Annotated in this window: 24 protein-coding genes; 13 read left to right on the forward strand and 11 right to left on the reverse strand. The window is 69.7% G+C overall.

Annotated elements, in window-relative coordinates; genetic code table 11:
• Positions 1-406 (reverse strand): serine hydrolase (locus PKF00_RS42315; RefSeq protein WP_271223428.1); only part of this gene is annotated, 406 nt, incomplete at its 3' end.
• Positions 407-776: 370 nt separating this feature from the next.
• A complete protein-coding gene (locus tag PKF00_RS42320; RefSeq protein WP_271223429.1) occupies positions 777-1,460 on the reverse strand; it encodes a peptidase inhibitor family I36 protein in 684 nt (227 codons plus the stop codon).
• A gap of 501 nt (positions 1,461-1,961) precedes the next feature.
• Here PKF00_RS42320 and PKF00_RS42325 point away from each other — a divergent pair.
• A complete protein-coding gene (locus PKF00_RS42325; RefSeq protein ID WP_271223430.1) occupies positions 1,962-4,361 on the forward strand; it encodes a helix-turn-helix domain-containing protein in 2,400 nt (799 codons plus the stop codon).
• 181 nt (positions 4,362-4,542) lie between these two features.
• On the opposite strand, the gene PKF00_RS42330 is transcribed toward PKF00_RS42325, so the two are convergent.
• Complete coding sequence (locus PKF00_RS42330) at positions 4,543-5,391, reverse strand: hypothetical protein (protein WP_271223431.1); 849 nt, start codon at positions 5,389-5,391, stop codon at positions 4,543-4,545.
• 203 nt (positions 5,392-5,594) lie between these two features.
• Between PKF00_RS42330 and PKF00_RS42335 the strand changes: the two genes are divergently transcribed.
• The 4 genes from PKF00_RS42335 to PKF00_RS42350 all read left to right on the forward strand — a co-directional run bounded on the left by PKF00_RS42335 (position 5,595) and on the right by PKF00_RS42350 (position 9,484).
• Positions 5,595-6,128 carry a hypothetical protein gene (locus tag PKF00_RS42335; RefSeq protein WP_271223432.1) on the forward strand — a complete coding sequence of 178 codons (534 nt, stop codon included), beginning with the start codon at positions 5,595-5,597 and terminating at the stop codon, positions 6,126-6,128.
• A gap of 75 nt (positions 6,129-6,203) precedes the next feature.
• Positions 6,204-7,223: a hypothetical protein gene (locus tag PKF00_RS42340; RefSeq protein ID WP_271223433.1), complete on the forward strand. Its 1,020-nt coding sequence runs from the start codon at positions 6,204-6,206 to the stop codon at positions 7,221-7,223.
• Between the two features lie 21 nt (positions 7,224-7,244).
• A complete protein-coding gene (locus PKF00_RS42345; RefSeq protein ID WP_271223434.1) occupies positions 7,245-8,579 on the forward strand; it encodes a Dyp-type peroxidase in 1,335 nt (444 codons plus the stop codon).
• A gap of 35 nt (positions 8,580-8,614) precedes the next feature.
• The gene (locus tag PKF00_RS42350; RefSeq protein ID WP_271223435.1) at positions 8,615-9,484 is read left to right on the forward strand and encodes a bile acid:sodium symporter family protein; all 870 of its coding nucleotides are present in this window, start codon (positions 8,615-8,617) and stop codon (positions 9,482-9,484) included.
• Between the two features lie 214 nt (positions 9,485-9,698).
• On the opposite strand, the gene PKF00_RS42355 is transcribed toward PKF00_RS42350, so the two are convergent.
• Positions 9,699-10,091, reverse strand: a complete 393-nt coding sequence (locus PKF00_RS42355; RefSeq protein ID WP_271223436.1) for a nuclear transport factor 2 family protein — start codon at positions 10,089-10,091, stop codon at positions 9,699-9,701.
• A 48-nt stretch (positions 10,092-10,139) separates the two neighbouring features.
• Positions 10,140-10,919, reverse strand: a complete 780-nt coding sequence (locus PKF00_RS42360) for a molybdenum cofactor biosynthesis F family protein (RefSeq protein WP_271223437.1) — start codon at positions 10,917-10,919, stop codon at positions 10,140-10,142.
• Between the two features lie 68 nt (positions 10,920-10,987).
• On the opposite strand from PKF00_RS42360, the gene PKF00_RS42365 reads away from it, so the two are divergent.
• Positions 10,988-11,776 (forward strand): SDR family NAD(P)-dependent oxidoreductase, encoded by a 789-nt coding sequence (locus PKF00_RS42365; RefSeq protein ID WP_271223438.1) that lies wholly within the window; start codon positions 10,988-10,990, stop codon positions 11,774-11,776.
• A 144-nt stretch (positions 11,777-11,920) separates the two neighbouring features.
• Here PKF00_RS42365 and hpaE read toward each other — a convergent pair whose 3' ends face one another.
• From hpaE to PKF00_RS42380, 3 genes are read right to left on the reverse strand one after another with little or no spacing between them, the layout of a single operon-like run.
• On the reverse strand, positions 11,921-13,387 hold the full coding sequence (hpaE, locus tag PKF00_RS42370; protein ID WP_271223439.1) for a 5-carboxymethyl-2-hydroxymuconate semialdehyde dehydrogenase: 1,467 nt from the start codon (positions 13,385-13,387) through the stop codon (positions 11,921-11,923).
• Positions 13,387-14,298, reverse strand: a complete 912-nt coding sequence (dapA, locus tag PKF00_RS42375; protein ID WP_271223440.1) for a 4-hydroxy-tetrahydrodipicolinate synthase — start codon at positions 14,296-14,298, stop codon at positions 13,387-13,389. The genes hpaE and dapA overlap by 1 nt, the downstream gene beginning before the upstream one ends.
• 48 nt (positions 14,299-14,346) lie before the next feature.
• The gene (locus tag PKF00_RS42380; protein ID WP_271223441.1) at positions 14,347-15,786 is read right to left on the reverse strand and encodes a fumarylacetoacetate hydrolase family protein; all 1,440 of its coding nucleotides are present in this window, start codon (positions 15,784-15,786) and stop codon (positions 14,347-14,349) included.
• Positions 15,787-15,958: 172 nt separating this feature from the next.
• Here PKF00_RS42380 and PKF00_RS42385 point away from each other — a divergent pair, with 172 nt between their 5' ends.
• From PKF00_RS42385 to PKF00_RS42400, 4 genes are all read left to right on the forward strand, one after another.
• Positions 15,959-17,404 (forward strand): aldehyde dehydrogenase family protein, encoded by a 1,446-nt coding sequence (locus PKF00_RS42385; protein ID WP_271223442.1) that lies wholly within the window; start codon positions 15,959-15,961, stop codon positions 17,402-17,404.
• On the forward strand, positions 17,404-18,261 hold the full coding sequence (hpaD, locus tag PKF00_RS42390) for a 3,4-dihydroxyphenylacetate 2,3-dioxygenase (RefSeq protein ID WP_271223443.1): 858 nt from the start codon (positions 17,404-17,406) through the stop codon (positions 18,259-18,261). The genes PKF00_RS42385 and hpaD overlap by 1 nt, the downstream gene beginning before the upstream one ends.
• Positions 18,262-18,351: 90 nt before the next feature.
• Entirely contained in the window at positions 18,352-19,095 is a 744-nt protein-coding gene (locus PKF00_RS42395) for an alpha/beta fold hydrolase (RefSeq protein ID WP_271223444.1), read from the forward strand.
• 46 nt (positions 19,096-19,141) lie between these two features.
• Positions 19,142-19,810, forward strand: a complete 669-nt coding sequence (locus tag PKF00_RS42400) for a GntR family transcriptional regulator (RefSeq protein WP_271223445.1) — start codon at positions 19,142-19,144, stop codon at positions 19,808-19,810.
• Between the two features lie 273 nt (positions 19,811-20,083).
• Here the strand turns inward: PKF00_RS42400 and PKF00_RS42405 are convergent, their stop codons facing one another.
• Complete coding sequence (locus PKF00_RS42405) at positions 20,084-20,824, reverse strand: SDR family NAD(P)-dependent oxidoreductase (protein WP_271223446.1); 741 nt, start codon at positions 20,822-20,824, stop codon at positions 20,084-20,086.
• On the reverse strand, positions 20,821-21,822 hold the full coding sequence (locus PKF00_RS42410) for a methyltransferase (RefSeq protein WP_271223447.1): 1,002 nt from the start codon (positions 21,820-21,822) through the stop codon (positions 20,821-20,823). The genes PKF00_RS42405 and PKF00_RS42410 overlap by 4 nt, the downstream gene beginning before the upstream one ends.
• Before the next feature lie 94 nt (positions 21,823-21,916).
• On the opposite strand from PKF00_RS42410, the gene PKF00_RS42415 reads away from it, so the two are divergent.
• Positions 21,917-22,909, forward strand: a complete 993-nt coding sequence (locus tag PKF00_RS42415) for an aldo/keto reductase (protein WP_271223448.1) — start codon at positions 21,917-21,919, stop codon at positions 22,907-22,909.
• 92 nt (positions 22,910-23,001) lie between these two features.
• On the opposite strand, the gene PKF00_RS42420 is transcribed toward PKF00_RS42415, so the two are convergent.
• Positions 23,002-24,396 carry an amidohydrolase gene (locus PKF00_RS42420; protein ID WP_271223449.1) on the reverse strand — a complete coding sequence of 465 codons (1,395 nt, stop codon included), beginning with the start codon at positions 24,394-24,396 and terminating at the stop codon, positions 23,002-23,004.
• 113 nt (positions 24,397-24,509) lie between these two features.
• Between PKF00_RS42420 and PKF00_RS42425 the strand changes: the two genes are divergently transcribed.
• Entirely contained in the window at positions 24,510-25,457 is a 948-nt protein-coding gene (locus tag PKF00_RS42425) for an alpha/beta hydrolase (RefSeq protein ID WP_271223450.1), read from the forward strand.
• The gene (locus tag PKF00_RS42430) at positions 25,454-26,194 is read left to right on the forward strand and encodes an ABC transporter ATP-binding protein (RefSeq protein ID WP_271223451.1); all 741 of its coding nucleotides are present in this window, start codon (positions 25,454-25,456) and stop codon (positions 26,192-26,194) included. The genes PKF00_RS42425 and PKF00_RS42430 overlap by 4 nt, the downstream gene beginning before the upstream one ends.
• The last annotated feature ends 1 nt before the right edge of the window (position 26,195 follow it).

Here is a 26,195-nt window from a genome sequence, read left to right on the forward strand (position 1 = left end):
TCTCCACCGGGTCGGTCAGGGCGAGCCTGCCCTCGGCGACCAGTTGCAGCACGAGCGTGGCGATCATGGTCTTGGTGTTGGACCCCATCCGGAACTCATCCCCCACCTTGAGCAGGTGATCCCGCCTGGTCCAGGTGGCCTGCGCGGCGATCTCGACCGGCCGGCCGCGGCCGTCGTCGACCCGCACGATCACGCCGGGCGCCCCGGCGTCCACCAGCTCTTGCGCCAACTGCTGCAGCTGAGCGCGCTGCGCCTTGGCGTCGCTCCAGGCCGCGGACGGCGTGGCCGCGGCGGCAGCCGAGGGCGCCGCGGCCACGGCCAGACTCACCGCCAGCGCCGAAGCCGTGACCATGCGCAGCCCACGTGGCCGCACCGCACGGTCCAGCGAGAAAACACGTTGGGACATTGACCCATTCCTCCTAGTGATAAGCGACGCGGACAACCTCACCCTCCAACCCGCCGCTCACAAACCGCACTCAGCACGCTGTCAGCCGACCGACCGATATCGGGGCCAGACCAAGTACGAAAGAAAGGGCTAGTCGAGCGCTGAACCGCTGGTCAGAGCGTCGGAGCCGAAGCCTGTGGAGGGATTGTGCAGCGGTCGGCGGGGACGGCGGCACCGGTTGGCGGGGTCGTGCTCTGAATCACCCGACCTCGCGAGAGCCGCGTGCCGAGGGGCACCTCACGGCGGTAACGAACATCACCGTCCAGGACGGAAGAAGACAATCTCCGCCACCGGACGTGGTGACGCGTCCCGGCTCACGACTTCCAGATCTTTAACACCACGGGTAGGCGGACCATGTGCCGCCGAGGGCGATCCATGCCGTCCTGTCACCCCTTGCCCCCAGATTGCTGATCCCTCCGTTGTTCAGCTCAAACGTTCTACAACCCTTGTAAGGGGGGACGGACGCCAAACCCGACCAGACGGTGTCGGTCGTGTTGTACACCGAACTCGTCTTGTTTCGGAAGTTCCAGTTGTCCAGATCCTGGATTATGTTCCTGTCCTGGAACTGCAGAAGGCGGCCGTTTCCCGGACCTCCCCCTGTTCGGCTGACCCCGTTGAATTTGTTGTTCTCGTAGAGACACGCCCAGCCCGCCGGGCAGCCGTACGTGCCTGCCGCGGCGGCCTCACCGGCCGCGGTTATGGAGCTTTTCCGAGCGGCCGCGGCTTCGGCCTCCAGTTGCTTCGGCACCGGGAACAGCAGGCGAACCTCACCGCCGTTGGCGTAAGTCCAGGTGATCTCGTTGAGGCTGGTCTGCCGGCCCCCCTTCGTGGCGAGGACTCCGTTCACCTGCTTCTGCAGTTCCTCCCTGGACAGGGCGACCGGGAAATCTTGCGAATCGGTGACCGAGCTCGACGACGGATCCGGCACCGCGTCCGCCGACGCGGGAACGACCTCCGCACCGATGGGCACGATTGCGGCAGCGGCCAAAATCAGGGTGATGACTTTGCGGCGCATGACGAGTGAGCTCTCCTTCATAAGGATGGGGCCATGGGTCAGGTGTACTGGACGGGGTCCCCAGTCCGCGGCCGGGAGGAGTACCGGGAGGAGCACCGGCGCAGATGGTGCGGCCTTTCGGCCTATGTCCAGAACCCTACGAACAGGATCTTGCCGAGACGACGTTGCAGGCTGCCGAACCTTTGGTAGCGCCTGCCATACCGCCGGAGTGGCGTCAGCTCTGCCCAGCGGAGAAGAACCGGGCGGCGGGGAGGGCGAGGAGTTCGTCTCCACGGAACGCCGTTCGCCTCAGGGCGAGGGAACGCATGGTCGATCAACCTCCGAAACAGTGGTGAGACAGTGCGGGGCCCGTTGCCTGCGGCCCGCGTCCGACGTGTCTCACGCTAATTTCGCGGCACATGGCCAACCAGGAGATTTCACCGGCAGAAGTAGGATCTTGGATACTTCTGCCGGATGGTTTGCCGCTTCGGCCGGACCACGTCGACCGGGAGATCTTCAGGGATGGGCAGCGGAACATCGGCCACCGGCGGGTTCGGCGAGCGCCTGTACGGCCTGCGGACGAGTGCCGGACTCAGCCAGGAGGAGCTGGCGCACGCCGCGGGGGTGAGCGTGCGGGCGCTGTCCGACCTGGAGCGCGGACGCTCCCGGGGACCGCAGCGCCGCACCGTGCAGGCCCTGGCCGCCGCCCTGGGGCTGGACCCTGCCGGCGCCCGGGAGCTGGAACAGGCCGCCAGCCTGGGTCGCCCCCGCACCCGGCCCCGTCACACGACCGCGCCGGCCGACGCCGAGGCCGGCGGCTCGGCCCGCGAGCCGGCCGGCCGGCCAGGCGTGCGTCCCGCCCCGCACCACAGCCTCGCCCTGCCCCGTGATCTCAACGACTTCACCGCCCGCGACTCCGCCCTCAGCCGGCTCCTCGCCCTCGTGGAGCACCTCGATCCCGCCCACCCGCCCGTCGCGGTGATTTGCGGGCAGCCGGGCCTGGGCAAGACCTCCTTCGCCGTGCACGCCGCCCATACCCTCGCCTCGCACTTCCCGGACGGACAGTTCGCCGTCGACCTGCGCGGCATGGACCCGCAGCCGACCCTCCCGCGTGATGCGCTCGCCCGGCTGCTGCGAGCCCTCGGCGTGGCCGACAGCGCCGTCCCGGCCGCCACCGAAGACCGCTGCGGCCTCCTGCGCTCGGTTCTCCGCGACCGGCGTGTGCTGCTCCTGCTGGACAACGCGGCCGACGAGGACCAGGTCCGCCCCCTGCTGCCCGGCACCGGCCCCTCGCTCACCCTCGTCACCAGCCGCCACGCCCTGGCCGGCCTCGAAGCGGTCTACCGCACCGAACTGGCGCTACTGCGCCGTGAGGAAGCGGTTGAAATGCTCTCCCGCATCATCGGCCCCGAGCGGGTCCGGCAAGAAGAGCAGGCGGCCGGCGACCTCACCGAGCTGTGCGGCCACCTCCCCCTGGCCGTGCGCATCGCCGGGCAGCGCCTCGCCTCCCGGCCCGGCGAACGCATCGCCAAACTCGTCACGCAGCTCGCCGTACACAAAAACCGCCTGGACGCCCTGCAGGCCGGCTCGCTGCAGGTCCGGGCCGCCTTCGCCCTGTCCTACCGGCAGCTGAGCCCGCAGGCCCGCATCGTCTTCCGCCGTGCCAGCCTCGCCGCCGCCCCCGACTTCAGCCCCGAGACCGCCGCACTGCTGGCTGACCTGCCTGTGCGTCAGGCCGCCGGATACGTCCGCGACCTGGCCCACGCCGGGCTGCTCCAGCCCCACCCCACCGCCGACCGCTACCGTTTCCATGATCTTCTCGCCCTGTTCGCCGCCGAACAACTGGACGAAGAGGACGAGCCCGCGCACATCCGCGCTGCCCAGGACCGGGCCGACCGATGGGTACTGCGCCGGGCGGACGCCGCCGCGCGGCTTTTTGGCACCGATTGCCACCCCGGCGCACCCGGCAGTGATCCCGGCCTGGCCACCGCACCCGCCGACCGCGAGCAGGCCGGCATCTGGCTGAAGGCCGAGCGGGCCCAGTGGGCCGCGGCCCTGGGCCGGGCCCAGGCAGCCGACCGGCACCAGCAGGTCATCGACGTCGCCGAGGCGATGCACTGGTTCTCCGACCACACACAGCACTGGGAGCTGTGGGCGGAGGTCTTCCAGCGGGCCGTCGACGCCGCCCGCGCCCTGGGCAGCAGACGCGACGAGGCCGTCCACCTCAACTACCTGGCCTGGGCCTGCAACATGTGCCTCTACGATCACGCCGCCGCCCTGGCCGCCGCAGAAGCCGCCCTCGCGGTGGCGCGCGAGGTCAACGACCAGCTCCAGGTGGGCTGGGCCCTGGGCCACACGGCAGGAGCCCTGCGCCGGCTCGGGCGGAGCGACGAATCCATCGCCCGATTCCGGGAAGCGGCCGACCACCTGGGCCGTCAGACCGGCACGGAAAGCCGCCTCGCCGAGCTCACCTGCCTCAACATGCTGGGCGAGCAACTGCGCCGGGCCGGCCGCTCCGAGGAGGCCCTGACCATTCACCGGCGCAGCGAGGCCATCTGCCAGGCCGGCGTTCCGGGAGCGGCGCACGAACTGGTCGGCCTCTATCTGGCGGCGACCCGGCAGCAGATCGGCAACGACCTGGCGGCACTGCGACGGTGGGCCGCGGCCGAAGCCCCGCTGCGCTACGCGCTCACCCGTTTCGAGGCGGCGAAGATGCCCGCCTGGAGCGAACCTGCCCGCCTCGACCTCGGCATCGCCCTGCGCCACCTCGGCCGCCGCGAAGAGGCCCGCGAAGTCCTCACCGCCGCCCACGACGCCCTGGCCCGCCTGAACACCCCTCGCCGGATCGAAGCCGCCGCCGAACTCCGGAAACTCACCCACCCCACCGGCCCCGCCTCGCCACTGCACACACAGCTCCGGTAACCCCGCCGAGGGCGGCGCTGACCTGGTCAAACACTGCCTCAGGAACAGGCGGAAATCCTTGCTCCGTCCTGTCAGCCCTTCGGTGCCGAGACTCCATGCTCCAGCACCTGGCCGCCGACGGCCGCACCGCCCCGAGCTCCGGGCCAAGTCCCGGCACCAGCACCTGGGCAGCCTCGGCCACTTAACGGGCGCCCAGGTTCAGGGGTACGGAGACCTCCTGGGGATCCTTCGCGTCGAGATCGGGGGCGGAGCCCTTCTTCACCGTCACCACCTGGTCAGCGGGAGGAGGGGTGATGTGGGTCTCGACGCCCCAGCCGGTCAGGCGGGCGTCGACGATCCTCAGTAGCTCAATCTTGCGGGTAAACGGGGCCGGGGCCTTTCGCATGCTCCACACCCTGCGTATCAACTGGTCCTGCCCGATCCAGATCCGCCAGGAAACCCTGACCCGGGCCTCCTTGACGGTCGGCTTCCACTCCCAGGAGCCGCGGGAGGCCTTGTAGAGATCACCGATGGTGATCACACCCTGGTGGAGGGTCGTGCGGGTGCCGTCGTAGACACCTGCGGGACGCCTGTCCCGGGTGGTGGCCAGGACGGCCCTCAGAGTGGCCGGGTCGCCGATGTCGAAGGAGGTGTGCAGCGCGGGGCTGTACTCCTTGTCCCTGGTCAGCGCCCAGCTCTTGCCCGGGGGAAGGCGGGAGCTCTCGCTCTTCATGTACCGCAGGCCGTCGAAGGTCATGTAGCGGAAGCCGCTGTCTCCCGTGTGCCTGTTGCCGGGGCGGTAGGTGGTGTCGGTGGCCACGACTTCGCCCCTGCCGAACTCGACGACGGTCCTGTAGAGGTACACGTAGTCGTTCTTGTCCCTCGGGCCCCTCTCGGTCATGCGCTCCGACATCGTGACGCCCCGGTGTTCGACGAGCTGGCGTCTGAGCGCGTCGATCGGCCCCGGTGAGACGGTCTGCGCGTTCGCGGGGGCGCAGATCCCGGCCGACACGGTCAGCGTGACGGCTGTCGCGGCGATCCATCGCCTCATCGAGGACGTCCTCTCGGTGGTGCCTCACCGCGCGGCGAGGATCTTTCGCGCGATCCTCGCACTCCGAGGTCTCGCCGACGTCACGTGATCAACTCGGCCGAAGCGCCCGTCCGCCGTCGATCCTCATCGCGGTGTGAGATGATTTCCCCTAGTCAGGCAGCCTTTGAGCCGTTCCCCCCTGGTGCGATGAGGGAGGAACAGGCATGGACATCACGCCTCAGGCGGTCGTCATTCCCAAGGAGACCGACCAGCTCGAACAGGGGAAGTACGGCCCCGTCTTCCCGAAGACCCCGGCGTGCTACGGGTTCACCGTCATCGCGAAGGTCAAGCCGGGGCGGGCCGAGGCGATCCGCAACTACGGCCACACGCTGGCCAAGGCGCTGGAGGGCGATCCGGACCTTCTCGCGCCGCTCAAGCTGCACTACCTGCGCTGGGTGCTCTTCGACGACGACACGCGCTTCATGTACCAGGGGATCTTCGACACCGACTTCGACAAGTACACCGAGGACGCCATCGCCCTGTTCACCAGGGCGGGGGTGAACACGGTCTTCGAGAACCTCGAAGGCTTCCCCGAGGACTGGAAGACCAATCCCGAGGCGTTCGTCAGGTTCGTCCGCGATCACCACTGCCCGAGCTTCATCGAGTACGGGGAGTACCCCTACGTCACCGCCGACGAGATCAAGAAGGCTCTGCGGATCAAGAGCGCCCTGTCGGAGATGCTCGACCAGCTGCAGTGAGATCAGCCGCAGTGAGATCAACCGCAGTGAGATCGGGCCGCCGCCCGCGTGCTCCGCTGTCGATCGGGAGACGAGATGAGTGAGCTCAGGACCGCACGCACCTACAACCAGAACCATGTGCCCCGCCCTCACACCCCCGGCAGGCGGCGGTTGAGCGTCTACGTCTCGTGGAGCTATCCGGCCGAGGCGGGCAGGAACCCGGCCGAGCTCGACGACCGGTTCTCCACGATGACCGAGGTCCGGCGGGTGAACTGGCCCGCCTACGAGGAACCTCGGTGGTCCGACCCGTTGCGGTTCCAGCAGGGGATCGCCGGGGCGCTGGAGCTGTTCTTCTGGGGCTGGGCGCCGTTCCAGCAGTTCGTCGAGGAGACCACCGGCCACCCCGTGCCGGTGTACCAGCGCGTCGACCAGGCCGGTTTCCACACCCCGCTGGACGATCGGGTGCTGGCCGACACCGACACCCTGTTCGTGTTCGGGCTGGACCACATGGTCACCCGGCAGGAGGCCGCGCCCGAGGAGATCGAGGCGGTGCGGAGCTTCCTCACCCGGGAGGGGACCTGTGTGGTCCTGGGGCCGCACCACGACGTCGGGGCGTCGGACGACCTGGCCGTGCGCGACGCGGAGTACCACCACCACGGCGACGCCCTGGTTCCCCGCAGGCAACGCTTCGCCGGGTACGCCCGGGGCCTGATGCGGGGGCTCGGGGTGCCGGTGGAGAACCGCTACGGGTTGCGCCCCGCCGTACGGGAGGCCAAGCGGATCGCGCCGCTGTCCGTCAACAGGGACCTGGACACCAAGGGGTGGCTGGAGGGCGTGACCAACTTCAACTTCCACAAGCACCTGCCGCACTACGCCGTGACGACCGACGACCCGGACGTCGTCCACGTGCTGGGCAGGCAGCCGATCGACCTGTCCAGGCCGCCGCATCCCTTCACCGAGGCGGGCAACACCGAGTTCAACATGTTCCTGTGGATGCCCCCCGCCGGAGACCGGGCCGGAGACGTGCTCCTGGCCGACTCCACGATCTTCAGCTCGCTGTTCGGGGGCGACGAGAGCCTGCGCGCCTTCTGGAGGAACATCGCCCTGGCGAAGTAGGGGCGGGGAAAGGGGGGATCCGTGACCGCACGGACGCATGCCGCACTCGAGCTCGACGACATCCAGCGCGGGGTGCTCAGTCCCCGGCCGACGCCGTACGCGGCGACCTACATCCTGTTCCGTGTCGACGACCCCGTGCACGGGCGGGAGCTCATGCGGCGGGTGAGCGCGGTGGTGACCTCGGCCGCCGACACGACGAGCCCCCTGGGCGAGACCTGGGTGAGCGTGGCGCTCACCTGTCACGGCCTCAGGGCGCTGGGCGTGCCGCCGGAGGCGCTGGAGACGTTCGCGTGGGAGTTCCGGCAGGGGATGGCCGCGCGGGCGAAGGCACTGGGCGACGTCGGCGAGAGCGCCCCGGAGAACTGGGAGGCGCCGCTGGGCACACCCGACGTCCATGTGGTGCTCGTCGCGCTCGCGCCGGACAGCACCTGTCTGGAGATGGCCGTCGACCGTGCCCGCCCGGCCTATCACCGCCTTTCCGGCGTGACCGCGATCTGGCGGCAGAACTGCCACGCGCTGCCCACCGAGACCGAACCCTTCGGCTACCGGGACGGCATCAGCCACCCGGCCGTCGAGGGCAGCGGCATCCCCGGCTCCAACCCGCTGGAGGCGCCGCTCAGGGCGGGGGAGTTCGTGCTCGGCTATCCGGACGAGCTCGGCGGGGTCCAGACCCCGCAGCCCGGGATCCTGGGCCGCAACGGCAGCTACGTGGTCTTCCGCAAAATCCATCAGCGCGTCGCCGCCTTCCGGCGGTATCTGCGGGACAACTCCACCGGCCCGGAGGACGAGGAGCTGCTGGCCGCGAAGATCATGGGGCGCTGGCGCAGTGGCGCGCCGCTGGCGCTCAGCCCGTCGCGCGACGACCCCGGCCTCGGCGGCGACCCCCACAGGAACAACGTCTTCCTGTACGAGCGGGACGACCCGGCCGGATTCACCACTCCCGGCGGCTGCCACATCCGCCGGGGCCACCCCCGCGACGCGGCGGTGGCGGGAGTGCCGCGACTGCACCGGATGATCAGGCGCGGCACCGCGTACGGCCCGCCGCTGCCCGAAGGGGTTCTGGAGGACGACGGGGCGGACCGCGGACTGATGTTCGCCTTCGTCGGGGCGCACCTCGGGCGGCAGTTCGAGTTCGTCCAGTCCGAGTGGATGAACGACGGCGTCTTCTTCGGCGCGGGCGACGCGCGGGACCCCGTCATCGGCGCGGGCGACGGCCCCGGCGACTTCACCATCCCCCGGCGGCCGCTACGGCGGCGCCTGCGGGCGCTGCCGCGCTTCGTCGTCACCCGCGGCGGTGAGTACTGCTTCATGCCCTCACTGAGCGCCCTGCGCTGGCTCGGCGACCTCAGGCACTGAGAGCGCGGCGCCGGACGCCACGGGGTGGAGGCCTCATGGACACGCTGCAACTGCTGTTCAACACGGTCACGGTGGTCTTCATCGCGACCACCATGTTCACCGCGGGCCTCGGCGCCACGCTGTCGGCGCTGCGCGCCGTCTTCGCCACCCCGGCACTGCCCTTGCTGGCGCTGGTGGCCAACCTGGTGGTCATCCCGCTGCTCGGCTGGGGCGTCGCCGTGCTGTTCGGCCTGTCCACGGCGGCCTTCGTCGCGCTGGTGCTGGCCGCGTCGTCGCCGGGCGGGCCTCTCGGGGCGAAACTGAGCATGCTGAAAGGCGGGGACGCGGTCGCGGGCACGACGACGCAGGTGCTGCTCGCCGCCGTCGGCAGTGTCACCTTCGCTCCGACGGCCAACGTCGTCCTCTCGCTGGCCGAGGTCGGCGGGGGAGTCTCCCTCGACGTCGCCGCGCTGGTGCGGACCGTGGCGATCCTGCAGCTCGTGCCGTTCGCCGTCGGGCTGGTCCTGCGCCACCACGCGCCGCTCACCGCCCAGTCGTGGCATCCCGTCGCCGCCAGGACGTCGAACGTGACGTTCGTGGCCGTGCTGGCGGGCATGCTCCTGGGCAACTGGCAGGCCGTCGTCGCGTTGCTCGGCTCCCGCACGCTGCTGGCGGGGCTCGTTCTCAGCGTCGTCGCGTTCGCCGTCGGCATGGCGCTGGCCACGGGAGGGCCGGCGCGCCGCACCAGCATGGGAGGCGTCGCGGCGGTGCGCAACGCCGGGCCCGTCCTGGCGGCGATCGGCATCGCCTTCGACAACGATCCGGCCGTCCTGGGAGCGTTCGCCGGGGTGCTGCTCAGCGGCCTGGTCGCCGCCGTGCCGATCGTCGCGGTGTTCAGCCGCCGCTGGGGCGACGGCGGGGGCTGAACGCGAGAGAGGGCCCGCCCGCCGGGGTGGGATCGGCCGGGGCCGGTCCCCGGCCGATCCCACCCCGGCGGGCCGTACGCCGACGAGCCGGGACCCGTGTGGGTCACCGGCTCGCGGCTCCGCCCGCTCTCCGTGAACGCGTCGCGCCGCTCTTCGCGAGCGCGTCACGAACCGTCGGCGGCGTCCTCGGGGGTGTCCCGTCCCCCGGGCGCCGTCACGGCTGCAGGGCCTCCTGGACCAGGGCGGTGTCGGTGAACTGCTCGAAGCGCTTGGCGACGCCGTCCTCGAGCTGCCACACGTGCGTGAAACGGACGTCCATGTACTTGCCGGTGGCGAGGTAGGTGCCCCGGTAGTTGCCGTAGACGACGATGGTGTCGCCGCCGTCGACGTACGCCTCGGGAACGGCCTGGTAGTTGTCCCACTCGGAGCCGAGACGGGAGAAGACCTTCGCCAGGACGTTGTCGGGGCCGACGTAGGTGCCCGCGTAGGGGAACCCGGCCATCTCGGTCCACTCGGCGTCGGGGCCGAGCAGGGCCAGGATCCCGTTGATGTCCCCGGCCGCCGAGGCCTCGTAGGAGCCGCGGACCGCGTCGAGGTTCTTGCTCATTGCATCTCCTTGCTGAACAGCGCTTTCTCTTGGCGATGCTTCGCCGGTTTAGACAGGCTCTCCGTCGGTCGGGTAGACCACGTCGCCGAGCGGCAGGATGTGGGCGCCGCCGGGGGAGTTGTTGATCTCGCCCGCGCCGGAGATGCCGAGGAAGGTGCCGACCGAGCGCAGCGCGGCCCAGTCGTAGAGCCAGGTCGCGGCGACAGGGATGAGGAACTCCCTGAAGGTGAACACGTAGACGTCTTCGGCGATCTTCCAGGTGCTCGCCATGTCCACGTCACCGTGACCGCGCTGCTCGCCTACGAGGCACTGCCAGGCGTAGCGTTCTGAGCTGAGGTAGACGTGCTCGTAGAGGTGGTTGGGGCTGTAACGGTACAGCGCCCGCCTGCCGATCAGGTCACGAGTGGGTGCGGGCGCCTCGCCCTTCACCTCGTGACCGTCGATCGTGCCGGGGGTGAAGGTCTGTGAGACCTGGGGTTCGCCGGGGGTCCGCTCCTCGGCGATCGTGGAGACGATCCGCAGGGCTCGCCCGGTGGAGGTGTGTAGGACGGTCACGGTGGACTCGCGGGGGCGCGAGGCGTGGGTCTGGTTGACGAAGAACAGGTCCTCGCGGACGGCGATCGCCTCATACCAGTCCGAGGCGCCGCCGTCGACGCTCACGCCGTGCGCGCTCTCGAAGGAGAGGGCGGCGGTGGTGCCGTCGTCGAACGTCAGGCCCAGCGAGGTGCCCGCGAGGACGTCGGTGACCGGGAGCCGGTTGGTGTCGATTCCGGCCGCGAAGTCGTCCATGTTCTTCCAGCCCGCTGGCCGGTCGATGTCGGCGGTCAACTGCGACTCCTTCCTACACGAAGTTATCTATGAAATCATATAGCTTCTAGCTGCAAAGGAGTAGGCCGATGAGGCTAAAAGGTAAGGTCGCCCTGGTCACCGGGGCCGGAACGGGAATTGGTGCCGCGGTCACCCGGAGGTACGTGGAAGAGGGGGCCAGGGTCGTCCTGACCGGCCGGAGAGAGGCGCTCCTTACCGAGGTCGCGGCTCCGCTGGGGGACGCCGCCGTGGCGTTCGCCGCCGACGCGACGGACGCGGCCCAGATGCGGGCGGCGGCGGACCTGGCGCGCGAGCGGTTCGGCTCGCTCGACATCGTCGTCGCCAACGCGGGCGGCCACGGGGGATCCGGGGTCGCCGACACCGACGACGAGTCCTGGGGGCTCAGCCTCGACGCCAACCTCAACAGCTGCTTCGTGACCTGTCGGGAGGCGCTGCCCGCGCTGATCGAGAGCCAGGGGAGCATCGTGATCGTCTCCTCGATCGCCGGCCTGGCCGCCGGACCGAACGTGTGTGGATATGTCACGACCAAGCACGCGCTGGTCGGGCTGACCAAGTCGCTGGCCCGTGACTACGGACCCAAGGGCGTGCGGGTGAACTGCCTGTGCCCCGGCTGGGTGCGCACCCCGATGGCCGACCACCAGATGGACGAGCTCGCCGAGCGTGACAGCATCACCCGCGACGAGGCCTACGACCTGGTCACCAAGGACGTCCCGCTCAGGCGGCCCGCGACCTCCGAGGAGATCGCCGACATCTGCCTGTTCCTCGGCTCGTCCGAGTCGGCCATCATGACCGGCTCCGTGGTCGTCGCGGACGGCGGCGCCATGGCCGTCGACCTGCCGACCCTGGCCTTCGGCTGACAGGCTCCGGGTGCGCCTCGTGGGTCCCCGCAGTGGCGAGGACCCACGAGAACACCCCGGCCGCGGGGCGTGGTCTCCGTGACCGGCAGGAGATCAGGGAGACCACGCCCGCCGGGCCCTTGAGGGCCCGGCGGGCGATTGGCGTCAGGAGACGCCGAACCGCGAGATCGGCAGGTCCTCGGTCGCCACGTGCACGATGTGCGACTCGGTGTAGACGTCGATGCTGTGCTTACCGCCCTCCCGGCCCAGGCCGCTGGCCTTGACGCCGCCGAAGGGGGTGCGCAGGTCGCGGACGTTCTGGGAGTTGACCCAGAGCATGCCCGACTCGATCTGCTGGGCGAGCCTGTGCGTGCGGCGCAGGTTGTTCGTCCACAGGTAGGCGGCGAGGCCGTACCGGGTGTCGTTGGCCAGCTCCAGCGCCTCCTCCTCGGTGGAGAACGGCGTGACGCACACGACCGGACCGAAGATCTCCTCCTGGAAGATCCGCATCTTCGGCGAGACGTCGGCGAACACCGTCGCCGACAGGAAGTTGCCGACCGGCAGGTGGTCGGGGCGCGAGCCGCCGGCGACCAGGCGGGCGCCCTCGTCGATGCCGATCTGGACGTACTCCATGACCCGCGCGTAGTGCTCGGGGTGGACCAGCGCGCCCAGCTCGGTGGCCGGGTCGTCGGGGGAGCCGACCTTGACCTTGGAGGCGCGCTCGGCGAAGCGGGCGACGAACTCCTCGTAGATCGTGTCCTGGACCAGGACGCGCGAGCTGGCCGTGCAGCGCTCGCCGTTGAGGGAGAAGACTCCGAAGACCGCGGCGTCGAGCGCCCGGTCGAGGTCGGCGTCGTCGAACACCAGCAGCGGGGACTTGCCGCCCAGCTCCATCGACAGGGTCTTCAGGTTGTCGGCGGCGTTGCGCATGATGATCTGACCGGTGGTGGTCTCTCCGGTGAAGGAGATGATCGGCACGTCCGGGTGCGCGACGAGGGCCGCGCCCGCCTCCTCACCGATGCCGTGCACGATGTTGAAGACGCCGGCGGGCACGCCCGCCTCCTCCATGATCTCCGGCAGCACGCTGGCGGAGAGCGGGGACCACTCGGCGGGCTTCAGGATGACCGGGCAGCCGGCCGCGAGCGCGGGGGCGAGCTTCCAGGTCTCCAGCATGAACGGGGTGTTCCACGGGGTGATCAGGCCGGCCACGCCGATGGGCTTGCGGATCACGTAGTTCAGCTGGGCGGAGGCGACGCGGTAGACGTCCTCGCCCAGGGTGGTGATCACGTCGGCGAAGAACCGGAAGTTCTGCGCGGCGCGGTGCGCCTGGCCACGGGCCTGCGTGATCGGCAGACCGGTGTCACGGCACTCCAGCGCGGCGATCTGGTCGTCCCGCTTCTCGATCGCGTCGGCGATCTTGCGCAGGACGTTGGCCCGCTGCTGGGCGGGCATCTTCGGCCACGGGCCCTCGGTGAAGGCCTTGCGGGCCGCGGCGACCGCGGCCTCGATGTCCTCGGCCTGGCCCGCGGAGACCGTGAGGTACTCCTCGTTGTTCGCGGGCTCAAGGGCGGTGAACGTCGCGCCGGAGACGCTGGGGACGTGTTCCCCGCCGATGTAGTGCTGCACGTTCATCAAGCCACTCCCTCACTCTGGGCCAGCAGTTCGTTGATCCGCTTGATGCCCGCGTCGGTGGGCGTGATCAGCGGCGGGCGGACATGACCGGAGGCGATCAGACCGCGTTGTTCCAAGACCCACTTGGCGGGGGCGGGGTTCGTCTCAACGAACAGCAACTCGACCAGGGGGTGCAGGGCGTAGTGCAGGTCGAGGGCGGTCTTGTGGTCGCCCTCGACGTAGGCGGTGTACATCTTCGCGACGGCGGCCGGAGCCAGGTTGGCCACCGCGCTCACGAAGCCGATGCCGCCGATGGCCAGCAGCGGCAGGCAGAGCAGCTCGATGCCGGACCACATCAGGAAGTCACGGCCGCACTTGTGGAGCACCTGGGAGAAGTGCTCGAAGTCCTTGGTGGTCTCCTTGATGCCCACGATGTTGTCGTGGGAGTGCCGGAGCCTGGCGACGGTCTCGGGGTTGATGTCCACGGCGGTCCGCGACGGGACGTTGTAGATGACGATCGGCAGGCTGGGGAACTCCTTGGCGACCGTGGAGTACCAGCTGTAGAGCGCTTCCTGGGTCGGCCGCGCGTAGTACGGGGTGATGACGAGCGCGGCGTCCGCGCCGAGACGCTCGGCCTCCGCGGTCAGGCGGAGGGTCTCGTCGAGCTTGGCGGAGCCGGTGCCCGGCAGGAACGGCACCCGGTCGGCCGTCTCCTCGGCGACCGCGGCCATCGCGGCGATCCGCTCGTCGATGCTCTGCGCGCCGGGCTCACCGGTCGAGCCGCCGATGGAGATGCCGTGGGAGCCCTGGGCGAGCTGCCAGCGCACCAGCGCCCGCAGCGAGTCGAGGTCGAGCTCGCCCGTCGCGGTGAAGGGGGTCACCACCGGGGCAAGGGACCCGCGTATGCTCGCGGGATCCGAACGGAACTTCATATGATCACTCCTTGTACTGCTTCAAGACGGTCTTCGCGGGATCAGGCCTTACTTGGCGCGTTCCTGCTCCTCGTAGACCTGACGCCAGGCCTTGTTCATCGGGTAGAGCCCGTCGACCGAGGCGCCCTCGTCGACCCGCTCGAGGATGAAGCGCTCCTCTTTCTCCTGCTTGGCGGAGTCCCGCGCGACCTCGGCGGCCAGGCGCGGCGGGATGACGACCACGCCCTCCGCGTCGCCGACCAGGACGTCGCCGGGCATGACCAGCACGCCGCCGCAGTCGACCGGGATCTGGGAGTCCATCGGAACGTGCCTGCGGCCGAGCACGGCCGCGTGCGCGACCGCGTAGTAGGAGGGCAGCTCCAGGTTGGAGAAGGAGGGGCTGTCCCGCAGGCCGCCGTCGGTGATCACCCCGGCCGCGCCGCGGCGCAGGGCGCGCAGCGCGAGGATGTCGCCCAGTGTGCCGGAGCCGTGCTCGCCCCGCGCGCTGATCACCAGGACCTCGCCGGGCTGGATCTCCTCGACGGTGCGCTTCTGGGCGTTCATCCCGTTGCCGATCTCGGCGAACACGTCCTCGCGGAGCGGGAGGTAGCGCAGGGTCCTGGCGATGCCGACCATGCGCAGGTCGGGCCTGGCGGGCTTGACGCCCTCGATGAAGTGGTGGTCGATCCCGCGCTTGCGCAGCTGCGAGGAGATCGTCGCCGTCGAGACCGACTTCAGGGCCGCGACGGTCTCCTCGTCGAGGACGCCGGAGACGGCGTCCCCAGGCTTGGCGGCCTCGGCGGCGGCGCCCGCGGAGCCGTACGCGGCGGCGCGGACCTCGTCGGTCACCTTGGGCTGGACGCCGTACGGGGCGAGCTCGTGGTCGTCGGCGACGACCTCGTTGCGGAGCCGTCCGGTGTCCTCGAGCTCGACCTCGACCACGTCGCCCGGCTGCACGACCGTGGACCCGGCCGGGGTGCCGGCGAGGATGATGTCGCCGGGCTCCAGGGTCATCGTCCGGGACAGGTCGGCGATCAGCAGGTCGAAGCCGAACAGCAGCTCGTCGGTGCACGCCTCCTGGACCAGCTTGCCGTTGACGTACGTGCGCAGCCACAGTTTCGTGGGGTCGTCCGTCTTCAGGATGGCCGGACCGATGGGCGTGTAGCCGTCCTGGCCCTTGGCGCGGAGGTTGGAGCCGAGGTCGGCGTGCTTGAAGTCGTAGACTCCGAAGTCGTTGGCCGCGGCGTAGCCCGCCACGTGGTCGAGCGCGCGCTCACGGGAGACACGGTGCGCCCGGGTGCCGATGATGACGGCGATCTCGCCTTCGAAGGCCAGCAACTCGCAGCCGGCGGGCCGCACCACGGGGCGACCGGACCACGACAGCGAGGACGAGGGCTTGACGAAGTAGGAGGGGACGGCCGGTGTGCGTCCGCGCTCGGCCGCGCGGCTGCGGTAGTTGAGATGGACCGCGACGATCTTTCCCGGTGCCAGGCCGAGCGGGTGCTCCACGGGCACCTCCCTTGCTTCAAATCGTATACGACATCCTGGATGATACGCGATTTGGGCAAGTGGGGCTATAGACAAAGATATTTGAATTCATACATGATTTGGAGGTGCCCAGGCTCGCGGGACCCCTCGCCGGAGGGTGCGAGACGCGGGCCGACCCGAGGAGATCGAAGAGATGACGGACCTGTTCATCGGAGGCAAGTGGTGTCCCGCCGACAGCGGCGCCACCTTCACGACTCTGAACCCGGCTGACGGATCGGTGTTCGAGGAGTGCGCCGAGGCGGGCGTGACCGACGTGGACCGCGCGGTCGCCGCGGCTCGCGCCGCTCTGAACGATCCCACATGGGCGGACATGCCCGCGCACGCGAGGGCGCGGCTGCTGTGGCGGGTCGCCGATCTCATCGAGGAGGTCGGGGACGAGCTCGCCGAGCTCGAGACGCGCGACAACGGGCAGCCGCTGGGCATCGCCAGGAGCGTCACGGTCCCCGGGGCCGCCGAGCACTTCCGCTACTTCGCCGGATGGTGCACCAAGATCGAGGGGTCGGTGCTCCCCGTCGCCTTCCCCGACACCCTGCACTACACCAGGCGCGAGCCGGTCGGCGTCTGCGCGCTGATCACCCCGTGGAACTTCCCGCTGATGATCGCGGCCTGGAAGCTCGCCCCCGCGCTCGCCTGCGGCAACACCGTGGTCGTCAAGCCCGCCGAGCAGACCCCGCTGTCCACCGTCATGCTGGTCGAGCTGATGGAGCGGGCCGGCTTCCCGCCCGGCGTGGTGAACCTGCTGACCGGCGGCCCCGCCACGGGCGCGGCCCTCGCCGAGCACCCCGACGTCGACAAGGTCTCCTTCACCGGATCGACCGCCGTCGGCCGCAAGCTGGTGCACGCCAGCGCGGGCAACCTCAAGCGGCTCACCCTGGAGCTGGGCGGCAAGACGCCGAGCATCATCGCCGCCGACGCCGACATCGACGCCGCCGTCGCGGGCAACGTGCAGGGCGCGCTGTTCAACAGCGGCCAGGTCTGCGCCGCCTACTCCCGCTTCTACGTGGACCGCAGGCGCGCCGACGAGTTCACCGAGAAGATGGCCGCCGCGGCCTCCGCGCTGAGGCTCGGCCCCGGCCTGGACCCGGCCTCGCAGCTCGGGCCGCTGGTCAGCGAGGAACACCTGGCCAAGGTCGACTCCTACGTGCGCGGCGCCCAGGACGAGGGCGCGGAGCTCGTGACCGGCGGCAGGCGCGCGGACGGCCCGCTCTCCAGCGGCTTCTTCTACGAGCCGACGGTCTTCGCCGGCGTCACCGAGAGCATGGCGGTGGCGAGGGAGGAGGTGTTCGGGCCGGTCATCCCGGTACTCTCCTATGACGACCCCGATGAGATCGTGGATCGAGCCAACAATTCCGAGTACGGCCTGGCGGCCTCCATCTGGACCAGGGACCTGTCGACCGCCCACCGTCTGGCGGCCAAGGTCAGAGCCGGAGCCGTCTTCATCAACATGATCCATGTCCCGGACGCCGCGACCACCTGGGGTGGCTTCAAGGCCAGCGGTTGGGGCCGGGAGATGGGTCCGTACGCCATCGACGCCTATACAGAGGTCAAGGGCGTCTGGACACACCTGGGAGGGGCGTAATGGGAGAGCTCGTCATGGCGACCAAGATCACGCATGTGCCGTCGATCTGGCTGTCGATTCAACCCGGCAAGCACTTCGGCATCCGGAAGAACGCCGAGCTGGCGCTCGCGGAGGTCGGCAGGCGGGCCCACGCGCTCGGGGCCGACACCTTCCTGGTCGCCGACACCCACTGGATGAACAGCATCGGCTTCCACCTCAACGGCAAGGACCGGCACCAGGCCACCTACGTCAGCCACGAGCTGCCGCACTTCATCCACGACCTGGCCTACGACTACCAGGGCGACCCGGAGCTGGCCGAACTGGTCCGTGAGGAGATCGTCGCGGGCGGGCAGAAGGCGCGCGTCCACACCTACAACGACCTGGGTCTGGAGTACGCCACGCTGGTGCCGATGTACTTCATGAACCAGAAGTCCGACATCCGGGTGCTGCCGATCGGCTGCAACATCTACTCCACGATCGACGAGAATCGGCAGATCGGCGAGGCCCTGATGCGCGCCATCGAGCGCAGCGACAGGAAGGTGGCCTTCCTGGCCAGCGGCTCGCTGTCGCACGCCTTCCCGCCCAACGCGATCGCCGAGTCGATGCTCGACGACGTGAGCAGCGAGATCAACCGTCAGGTGGACTTCGCGGTCCTGGACATGTGGGCGCAGGGCAGGGCGGCCGAGTTCCTCGAGATGCTCCCCGACTACAACAAGCGCTGTACGGGCGAGGGCGCGATGGCCGACACGGCCATGCTCTTCGGCCTGCTGGGCTGGCAGGACTACACCGGCAAGGGCGAGCAGCTGTGCCCCTACTTCGGCAGCAGCGGCACCGGTCAGGTGGTCGTCGACTTCCCGCTGCCCAGCAAGGTCGGCTGAGGCCGTACCAACGCCTCTCGGCGGATGACGGAGGCGTACACTACGATAAGAAATCGTATGTGAAAATACTCTTCAAGGAGTGCGCCACCGATGCAGGATCGACAGGGCTTGGCCACCCGCGTTTTCCCCTCTGACCGTCCCGTCGACCTGCCGCCCGTGCTTCTGCTGCACGGCATCGCCTCCAGTGGCAACGGCGACTGGGTCGAGCCCGGAACCGTCTCCGCGCTGAACGACGCGGGCCGCACCGTCGTCGTGGTCGACCTTCGCGGGCACGGCGACAGCCCGGCTCCCGCCTCGGCCGCCGAGACCGGCGCGCCGGCGCAGGCGCAGGACATCCTCGCCGCGCTGGACGGCGTGGGCGTCGAGACGTTCGACATCGCGGGCTACTCGCTGGGCGCCCGGCTCGCCTGGGCGGTCGCCGAGGAGGCCCCGGCCCGCGTGCGCAAGGTGGTCCTCGGCGGCCTCAGCCCCGTCGAGCCGTTCTCCATGGTGGACATCGCCGCGCTGCGCAAGGCGGTCGCCGAGGGCGTCCAGCCCGAGGACCCGTTCACCGGGATGATCGCGGGCCTGGTCGGCTCCCGCGGCCCCGAGCACGCGCCCGGCCTCGCGCTGGTCGTCGAGGGCCTGGCCTCCACCCCGTTCGAGCCGAAGGCGTGGCCCGTGCAGACCCCGCCTGTCTTCGTGGTCGGCCAGGACGACATGATGACGCAGGGAATCGAGCGTATCGTCGATCTGGTGGGTGGAGCCGAGCTGATCACCGTTCCGGGTGACCACTTCGGCGCGCTCGCCGGTGCCGAGTTCCGCGGCACCGTCGTGAGGGCCCTGGGTCAGTGACCGTCGGGGAGACGGTCACCGGCCCGGGAAGAGTGAGGGGACACCGGTGAGAGTCGTCAAGAAGCCCACCAAGGCCAAGGAGTCGAAGGCCGAGATCAGTTACGGGCTGCTGCGTTCGAGAATCCTTGACGGCACGTACGGCCCTGGTTACCGGCTGGTCATGGACCAGCTGGCCAGGGAGACCGGGGTCAGCACGATCCCGCTGCGCGAAGCGGTGCGCAGGCTGCAGTCCGAAGGGCTCGTCGAGGTCGTGCGCAACATCGGCGCGCGCGTGGCCGTCTTCGACTCCACCCAGGTCGAGCACACGCTCAACGTCCTGGCCCGTCTCGAGGGATACGCCACGGCGATCTCCGCCCCGCTCATGACGCCCGAGCAGATCGAGGTGTCGAGGGACATCAACGCCCGCATGGTCGAGGCGCTGGAGGAGTTCGACCCGACCTCCTTCACCGCGCTCAACCGGAAGTTCCACTTCTCGATCTACCAGTACTGCCCGGACGACCACCTGGCCAACCTGCTGGAGTCGGAGTGGGCGAGGCTTGACCACATGCGGCGCTCGACCTTCACCTACGTCCCCGGGCGGGCCCGCCGTTCCGTGGTCGAGCACGAGCACATGCTGGACCTGATCGCGAAGGGCGCGGACCACGCGGAGATCGAACGGGTCGCCTGCGCCCACAAGATCGCCACCGCGGAGGCCCTCCACAACGCACATGTCTGATTGCGGCGCCTGGCGGCGCCGCGTGGCTTGGGCGCCCTCGATGCCGGTGTCTTCACTCGTCGTTCAGTCGCTGCGCTCCCTCACTCCTCCCTCAGCCACCGGCGCGCCCAAGCCAAAAGCAGTCCCCCCGGACACGTTCAGCCTGTCCGGGGGACTTCGCATGTAGCTGAGCCCGGACAGCCCGAACAGAGACCCAGCCCAGACATCGGTACCCCAAACACAGAACGAGGCCCGGCGCCCCCCCACGGCGCGCCGGGCCTCGTTGTCTTCGGGTCACACCAGCAGCTGGCCGCCGTCCACCTGGACCACGGTGCCGGTGATGTGGCCGGCGGCCGAGGAGGCCAGGAACAGCACCAGCGGCGTGATGTCCGCGGTCGTGGCGATCTTGCGGAGCGGGATGCGGGACTCCCAGGCCTCCCGCGCCTCCGGGTTCTCCATCAGACCGGCCGTCATCGGGGTGTACACCGGACCCGGGGCCACGCCGTTGACGCGGATGCCGTACGAGGCCAGCTCGATGGCGCTGGTCCGGGTGAGGGCGTCCACGGCGGCCTTGGTGGCCTCGTAGTGACCCAGGCCCGGCGTCGGCTGGCGGGCGCCGATCGAGCTGATGTTGACGATGGCGCCGCCGTTGCCGTTCTTGATCATCTGTGCCGCGACCGTCTTGGTGACGGTGAAGGTGCCGCGCAGGTTGACCGAGACCACCGTGTCGAAGACCTCGAAGGGGAGGTCGACGAGCGTGCCGCCGCCCGCGACGAGTCCGGCGTTGTTGACCAGGACCTCGACCGGGCCGAGCTTCTCGGTCACCTCGTCGAGAGCGGCGGCGACCGTCTCGGGGTCGGTGACGTCGAGGGTGACGGCCAGCGCGCCCAGCTCGGCGGCGACCTCGTCGGCCGCGGCGCGGTTGACGTCGGCGACGACGACACGGTCACCGGCGGCGGCGAACGCCTCGGCGATGGCCCTGCCGATGCCGCTCGCGGAACCGGTGACCAGGACGACGCGTCCGGTGGTGCTCATCGGGCTTCCGCGATGATGATGCGCGGGCTGCCGGGCAGCGCGCGGGTCTCGACGGGCTCCCAGCCGGCGTCGGTGAGCCAGCCGCGGACCTGGTCCTCGGGGTAGACGATGGTGCCGTCGATCACGAGGTACTCGCCGGCGTGCAGCGCGTCGATGGCGCGCTGGTTCTCGTCGCCGTCGAGGAAGAAGTCGAGCAGCAGGAGCTTGGCGCCGGGGGCGGCGGCCTCGCGGGCCCGCTTGGCGATGAGCTTGTTCTGCTCGTCGTCGTAGCGGTGCGCGACGTGCTCGAGGAGCACCAGGTCGAAGCCGGTGGGGATGTCGCCCTCGAGGATGTCGCCCTCGACGACCTCGATGCGGTCGCCCAGGCCGGCCTCGGCCAGCACGCCCTTGGCCGACTCGACGAGCGGGCCGCCGGAGAAGAAGGTGCCGTTCAGCTCGGGGTTGGCGGCCAGGGCCTCGCTCAGGAAGGAGGCGGACAGGCCGCCGAAGTCCAGGACCTTCTTGAAGGGGGAGAAGTCGAAGTTCTCGGCGAGCATCTTGGCGTGCAGCGCGTTGTAGGTCATCACGCCGCTCATGAAGGTGCCGAGGCGGTCACCGGAGATGTCCAGGTTGCCGGGCAGGGCGGTGCGGGCGGTCTGGCCGAAGCCGAGCCAGTGGCCGTAGCTGATGGCGTCGAGGAAGCCCAGGAAGGGGCGCAGGTCGACGTCGTCCTTCGAGCCCGCCAGGTAGCGTGCCACGGAGGGGGAGTTGGTGTAGACACCGTCGGCGCGGGTCAGGAGGTCGAGGCTCGACATCGCGTCGGCGAGGATCCGAGCGGTGCGCTCGGGGAGCCCGGTGCGGGCGGAGATTTCGGCGACCGTCGCGGGACCTTCGGCCAGCGCGGCGAACAGACCTGCTTCGCTCGCGGCGAAGAGCTGCTTGGCTGCCATATAGCCGATGGCCACATCCACGATCTTCGAGGGGCTCGCGGACGAGGTGCTGTCCGGGTGAGGCGACATGCGATGCGCTCCTTTGATTCCAAACAATATTAGGAATACTATACGATTTACCAGGCAGCGACCAGGGGTCGCACATCGACATCGGAGGTTCTCGGTGGAGTTCTCAGGTCAGGTCCCCCGGCGTCGGCTCGGTGAGCGCGGCCCCCTGGTCCCCGTCTTCGGTCTCGGGTCCTGGAACACGTGGGACCGCATGGAGACGGACGACGCCGTAGCCCTGATCCGCTACGCCGTCGACCGCGGCGTCAACCTCTTCGACGTGGCCCACTACAACTTCGGCCCGCACGCGGAGAACGCCGTCACCGACATCATCTTCGGCAAGGCCGTGGTCGAGGCGGGCGTCGCCAGGGAGGACTACCTCCTGTGCGGCAAGCTCTGGCTCTGGGAGTACCCCAAGTCGTCCTTCGCCGAGCAGATCGAGACGTCGCTGTCGCGCATCGGCACCGACAGGGCCGACTCCGTCGTCGTCGGGGACTTCTTCGGCGAGCTGGACATCCGCGCCGTCGTCACCGACGTGGCCGAGCTGGTCAGGGCGGGGCGCTTCGAGACGTGGGGTGTGAACAACTGGTCGGCGGACGACCTGTGGCTCGCCCGGGACTTCGCCGTCGCCGAGGGCATGGAGCCGCCGTCCTTCGCCCAGCTCAAGTACAGCCTCGCCCGGCGTTCGGTGCCGGACGGCGAGCCGTACGGCCGGCTGTTCACCGAGGGCGGCCTCGGGCTGCAGGCCTCGGACGTCTTCGAGGGCGGCATCCTCGCGGGCAAGCTGAACCCGCAGCGTAAGATCGGCGCCGACCCGGGCGGCATCCGCGACCGGATCCGTGAGTCCTTCCCCGAGGTCCAGCGGGTCGCGGAGAGCTTCGGGGCCACCCCGGCCCAGCTCGCCATCGCCTTCACCCTGACCCACCCCGCCGCGGCGAACGTGCTCTTCGGCGCCAGCAGCCGCCAGCAGCTCGACGACAACCTGGGCGCTCTCGACCTGCTCGAGCGTCACGGCGACGAGCTGCGCTCCGCGGTGGAGGGCCTGTGGATCGACAGGGACGTGGTCTCCCCCGACGCCTCGTGGGGAACGGACGCCCCGGCGAAGGCCTGATTCCTGCTCTGACCGGCAGCAGAAGGACCGGCCCGCGTTCCGCGGGCCGGTCCACAGTGCTTTCCCGATGCGCTCGGACGTCGTGTCCGTCCTCAGATCTCGTGGACGACGCGACCGTCGACCATGGTCAGGGCGACCGGGACCTGGGGGAGGGCGTCAGGCTCGACGTCCAGCAGGTCGGCGTCGAGGACGCACAGGTCGGCGACCTTCCCGGCCTCCAACGACCCCTTCCACGACTCCGCCCCGTCCTGCCAGGCGGGGGTGATGGTGTAGGCGCGCAGGGCCTCGGCGAGGGCCAGACGCTGGGCGGCCCCGCGGACGCCGCCGTCCAGGCCGCGCCGGGTCACCGCCTGGGCGACGCCGACCCGCCAGTCGGGGGTGAGCACGGGCGAGTCCGAACTGAGGCAGAGTTTCACCCCGGCGACCAGTGCGTCACGGGTCGGCCACGTCTGGGGGAGGATGTCCGCACCCAGTGCGCCGAGCAACATATGCTCAGTCGCGACAGGGATTCCGACCTGGGTGTTCAGGCCGACGCCGGCAGCCGCCATCGTCGCCAGGGTCGCGGAGGAGATCACGTCGCCGTGGATGATGTAGTGCCTGGCGTCCCGGCCGTCCCGGGCGACGGCCGCGCCGAAGGCGTTCGCCACCGTCCTGGTCGTCCTGCTGCCGGTCGCGTGCACCGCGACCTGGTGCCCGGCCGCGTGCGCCGCGTCGATCATCGCGATGAGGGCCGCCTCGCGCTCGGCCTCGGAGTCTCCCTCGACCAGCAGACCCCCGTGCGTGCCGTCGGTGTACGGCTCGTCCATCCAGGCGTTGCGCATCGGCGGGATGCCGTCACCGAAGATCTTCACTCCCGCGACGCGGAACCAGCCCGGCACGTCCGCGGGCGGCACGAAGTCGCGCAGCCCCTCCAGCACCCCGGACAGGGAGCTCGCGCCGTCGAGCTCGCCGAACAGCATGAGGGCGGTCACCCGCGTGGTGAGCAGTCCCTCGGCCGCGAGGTCGGCGTAGTCGCGCAGCGCCGCCGAGCCGAAGCAGCCGGTCGCCCCCTCGTCCTCGCCCGGGCCGAGGCCGGGCTCGGTGTAGCTCGTGATCCCCAGTGAGGACAGCAGCTCCGCCGTGCGCAGGATCGCGCCGCGTCGCGCCTCACGGGTCTCGAGGCGGGCCGCGGGCTCGCCTCCGTGGTGGTCGTGGCCGCCGGCCATCTGCTCCATCAGGGTGGACGGCCACATCTGGCCGAGCCACACGCCGTGGAGGTGGGAGTCGTTGATCCCCGGAAGGACCGATCTTCCTCGCAGCGGGATGACGCGGGTGCCGGGTCCGATCAGAGATGAAATTTCATCTTCTGTTCCGACTCGGGTGATCCGGCCACCGGTGATCGCGATCGACTCCGCCAAAGTGTCGGCGACGTCGACGGTGTGCACCTTGCCGCCGGTCATGACCACGTCCGCCGGAGCGGCGTCATGCCTCGAATCGTTAGGCAACATTTCACCATCACACTAGACACGTCATTTGGACCCGCATAACGTACATGGAATCGGATACGATTTGCGAGTGCCTGAACCTCAGGGAGGGCACTCGGGCCCCCGGAGGTAACCCCATGCCCCTGCATCCCGAGGCGCAGAGAATAATCGACCGCAACGGCGTTCAGGACCAGGGCGAGGCCCCCGAGCTTGACGTGGCGGCGATGCGCGAGGGATTCCGCCTTGCCTGGACGATACCCGACGATCTTCAGCCGGTCGGCGATGTTGTCGACACTGCCTTCCCCGGCCCCGCCGGAGACGTCCCGGTCCGCGTCTACACCCCTGAGGGCGAAGGCTCCTTCCCCGCCTTCGTCTGGTTCCACGGTGGCGGATGGACGATCGGCTCCCTCGACGAGAACGAGGTCGCCTGCCGCGCGGCCTGCGTCGGAGCCAACGCCGTCGTCGTCTCCGTCGACTACCGGCTCGCGCCGGAGAACCCCTTCCCCTCCGCCGCCGAGGACGCCTACGCCGCGCTGCTCTGGGTCCACGGCAACGCCGAGGGGCTCTCGGTCGACCCGTCGCGCATCGCCGTCGGCGGCGAGAGCGCGGGCGGCAACCTGGCCGCCGTCACCGCCCTCAAGGCCCGTGACCTCGGTGGGCCCGAGATCTCCCTGCAGGTGCTCATCTCGCCGGTGCTGGGGCACCCCGACGACGGGCGCGCATCGTACCGTGACTACTCGGAGGGGTACTTCCTCTCCAAAGACGGCATGGACTGGTTCTTCAGCCAGTACCCCCGTAACGCGAGCGACCTCGACGACCCCTACCTTCTGCCGCTGCGCTCGAAGGACCTGTCGAACCTCGCCCCCGCGCTGATCCTCGAAGCCGAGTACGACGTGCTCCGTGACGAGGGCGTCGAGTACGCCAAGGCGCTCGAAGACGCCGGCAACCAGGTCGAGCTCGTCATCTTCGACGGCATGATCCACGGCTTCTTCGGCCCCCTGGCCGTCGAGCTGGCCGAGGTCAGCGGTGTCAAGAACTGTGTCAACGAGGCACTGCGGTCCGCCTATGTGAAAGGCGCTCAATGAGCGGCGAAGTCCTCTCCCTGAAGGACGTCAGTATCAACCGAGGTGAGACCCCGATCGTCCACGGCGTCTCCCTCAACGTCGCGCCGGGTACGGTCACGGTGGTCCTGGGGGCCAACGGCGCCGGCAAGACCACTTTGATGGACGGCATCGCCGGGCTGGCTCCCGTGACCTCGGGAACGATCCAGCTCGCCGGAGCCCCGATCGAGAAGCTCCCCATCTACAAGCGCTCCCAGGCGGGCCTGGGGTACGTCGAGCAGGCTCGTACGGTCTTCCGCACGTTGACCGTCGAGCAGAACCTGCTCGTCTCCCGCGCCGGCAAGGGCGACATGGCGACGGTCTACGAGCTCTTCCCCGAGCTGAAGAAGCGTCGCACCCTCCAGGCTGGTCACCTGTCCGGCGGCGAGCAGCAGATGCTCGTGCTCGGACGCGCGTTGATCTCCGATCCCAAGATCGTACTCATCGACGAGATGTCGTTGGGTCTGGCGCCCGTGGTGGTCCGCCGCCTCATGCACGCGGTCAAGGATCTGGTCGGCCTGGGCATCGCGGTCCTGCTCATCGAGCAGTTCGCGAACCTGGCGCTGGAGATCGGCGCCAACGCCTACGTGCTTCGCAAGGGCCGCGTCGTGTTCGACGGCCTCTGCGACGAGATCAGGGGCGACTCCGAGCGCCTGCACGAGTTCTACTTCGGCGCCATGCCCACGGACGCCGCCGTCGAGGCAGGGGGCGAGAACAAATGAA

This window comes from Streptosporangium carneum (assembly GCF_027922005.1).
GTDB classification, from domain to species: Bacteria; Actinomycetota; Actinomycetes; order Streptosporangiales; family Streptosporangiaceae; genus Streptosporangium; species Streptosporangium carneum.

Bases quoted from the DNA above. Each gene is read 5' to 3' on its own strand.
- PKF00_RS42410 (WP_271223447.1), bottom strand. From the start codon at position 21,822: ATGTCGCCTCACCCGGACAGCACCTCGTCCGCGAGCCCCTCGAAGATC.
- PKF00_RS42365 (WP_271223438.1), top strand. From the start codon at position 10,988: ATGAGGCTAAAAGGTAAGGTCGCCCTGGTCACCGGGGCCGGAACGGGA.
- PKF00_RS42335 (WP_271223432.1), top strand. From the start codon at position 5,595: ATGGACATCACGCCTCAGGCGGTCGTCATTCCCAAGGAGACCGACCAG.
- PKF00_RS42340 (WP_271223433.1), top strand. From the start codon at position 6,204: ATGAGTGAGCTCAGGACCGCACGCACCTACAACCAGAACCATGTGCCC.
- PKF00_RS42325 (WP_271223430.1), top strand. From the start codon at position 1,962: ATGGGCAGCGGAACATCGGCCACCGGCGGGTTCGGCGAGCGCCTGTAC.
- hpaE (WP_271223439.1), bottom strand. From the start codon at position 13,387: ATGAACGTGCAGCACTACATCGGCGGGGAACACGTCCCCAGCGTCTCC.
- hpaD (WP_271223443.1), top strand. From the start codon at position 17,404: ATGGGAGAGCTCGTCATGGCGACCAAGATCACGCATGTGCCGTCGATC.
- PKF00_RS42425 (WP_271223450.1), top strand. From the start codon at position 24,510: ATGCCCCTGCATCCCGAGGCGCAGAGAATAATCGACCGCAACGGCGTT.
- PKF00_RS42395 (WP_271223444.1), top strand. From the start codon at position 18,352: ATGCAGGATCGACAGGGCTTGGCCACCCGCGTTTTCCCCTCTGACCGT.
- PKF00_RS42430 (WP_271223451.1), top strand. From the start codon at position 25,454: ATGAGCGGCGAAGTCCTCTCCCTGAAGGACGTCAGTATCAACCGAGGT.
- PKF00_RS42420 (WP_271223449.1), bottom strand. From the start codon at position 24,396: ATGTTGCCTAACGATTCGAGGCATGACGCCGCTCCGGCGGACGTGGTC.
- PKF00_RS42320 (WP_271223429.1), bottom strand. From the start codon at position 1,460: ATGCGCCGCAAAGTCATCACCCTGATTTTGGCCGCTGCCGCAATCGTG.
- PKF00_RS42355 (WP_271223436.1), bottom strand. From the start codon at position 10,091: ATGAGCAAGAACCTCGACGCGGTCCGCGGCTCCTACGAGGCCTCGGCG.
- PKF00_RS42350 (WP_271223435.1), top strand. From the start codon at position 8,615: ATGGACACGCTGCAACTGCTGTTCAACACGGTCACGGTGGTCTTCATC.
- dapA (WP_271223440.1), bottom strand. From the start codon at position 14,298: ATGAAGTTCCGTTCGGATCCCGCGAGCATACGCGGGTCCCTTGCCCCG.
- PKF00_RS42385 (WP_271223442.1), top strand. From the start codon at position 15,959: ATGACGGACCTGTTCATCGGAGGCAAGTGGTGTCCCGCCGACAGCGGC.
- PKF00_RS42330 (WP_271223431.1), bottom strand. From the start codon at position 5,391: ATGAGGCGATGGATCGCCGCGACAGCCGTCACGCTGACCGTGTCGGCC.
- PKF00_RS42405 (WP_271223446.1), bottom strand. From the start codon at position 20,824: ATGAGCACCACCGGACGCGTCGTCCTGGTCACCGGTTCCGCGAGCGGC.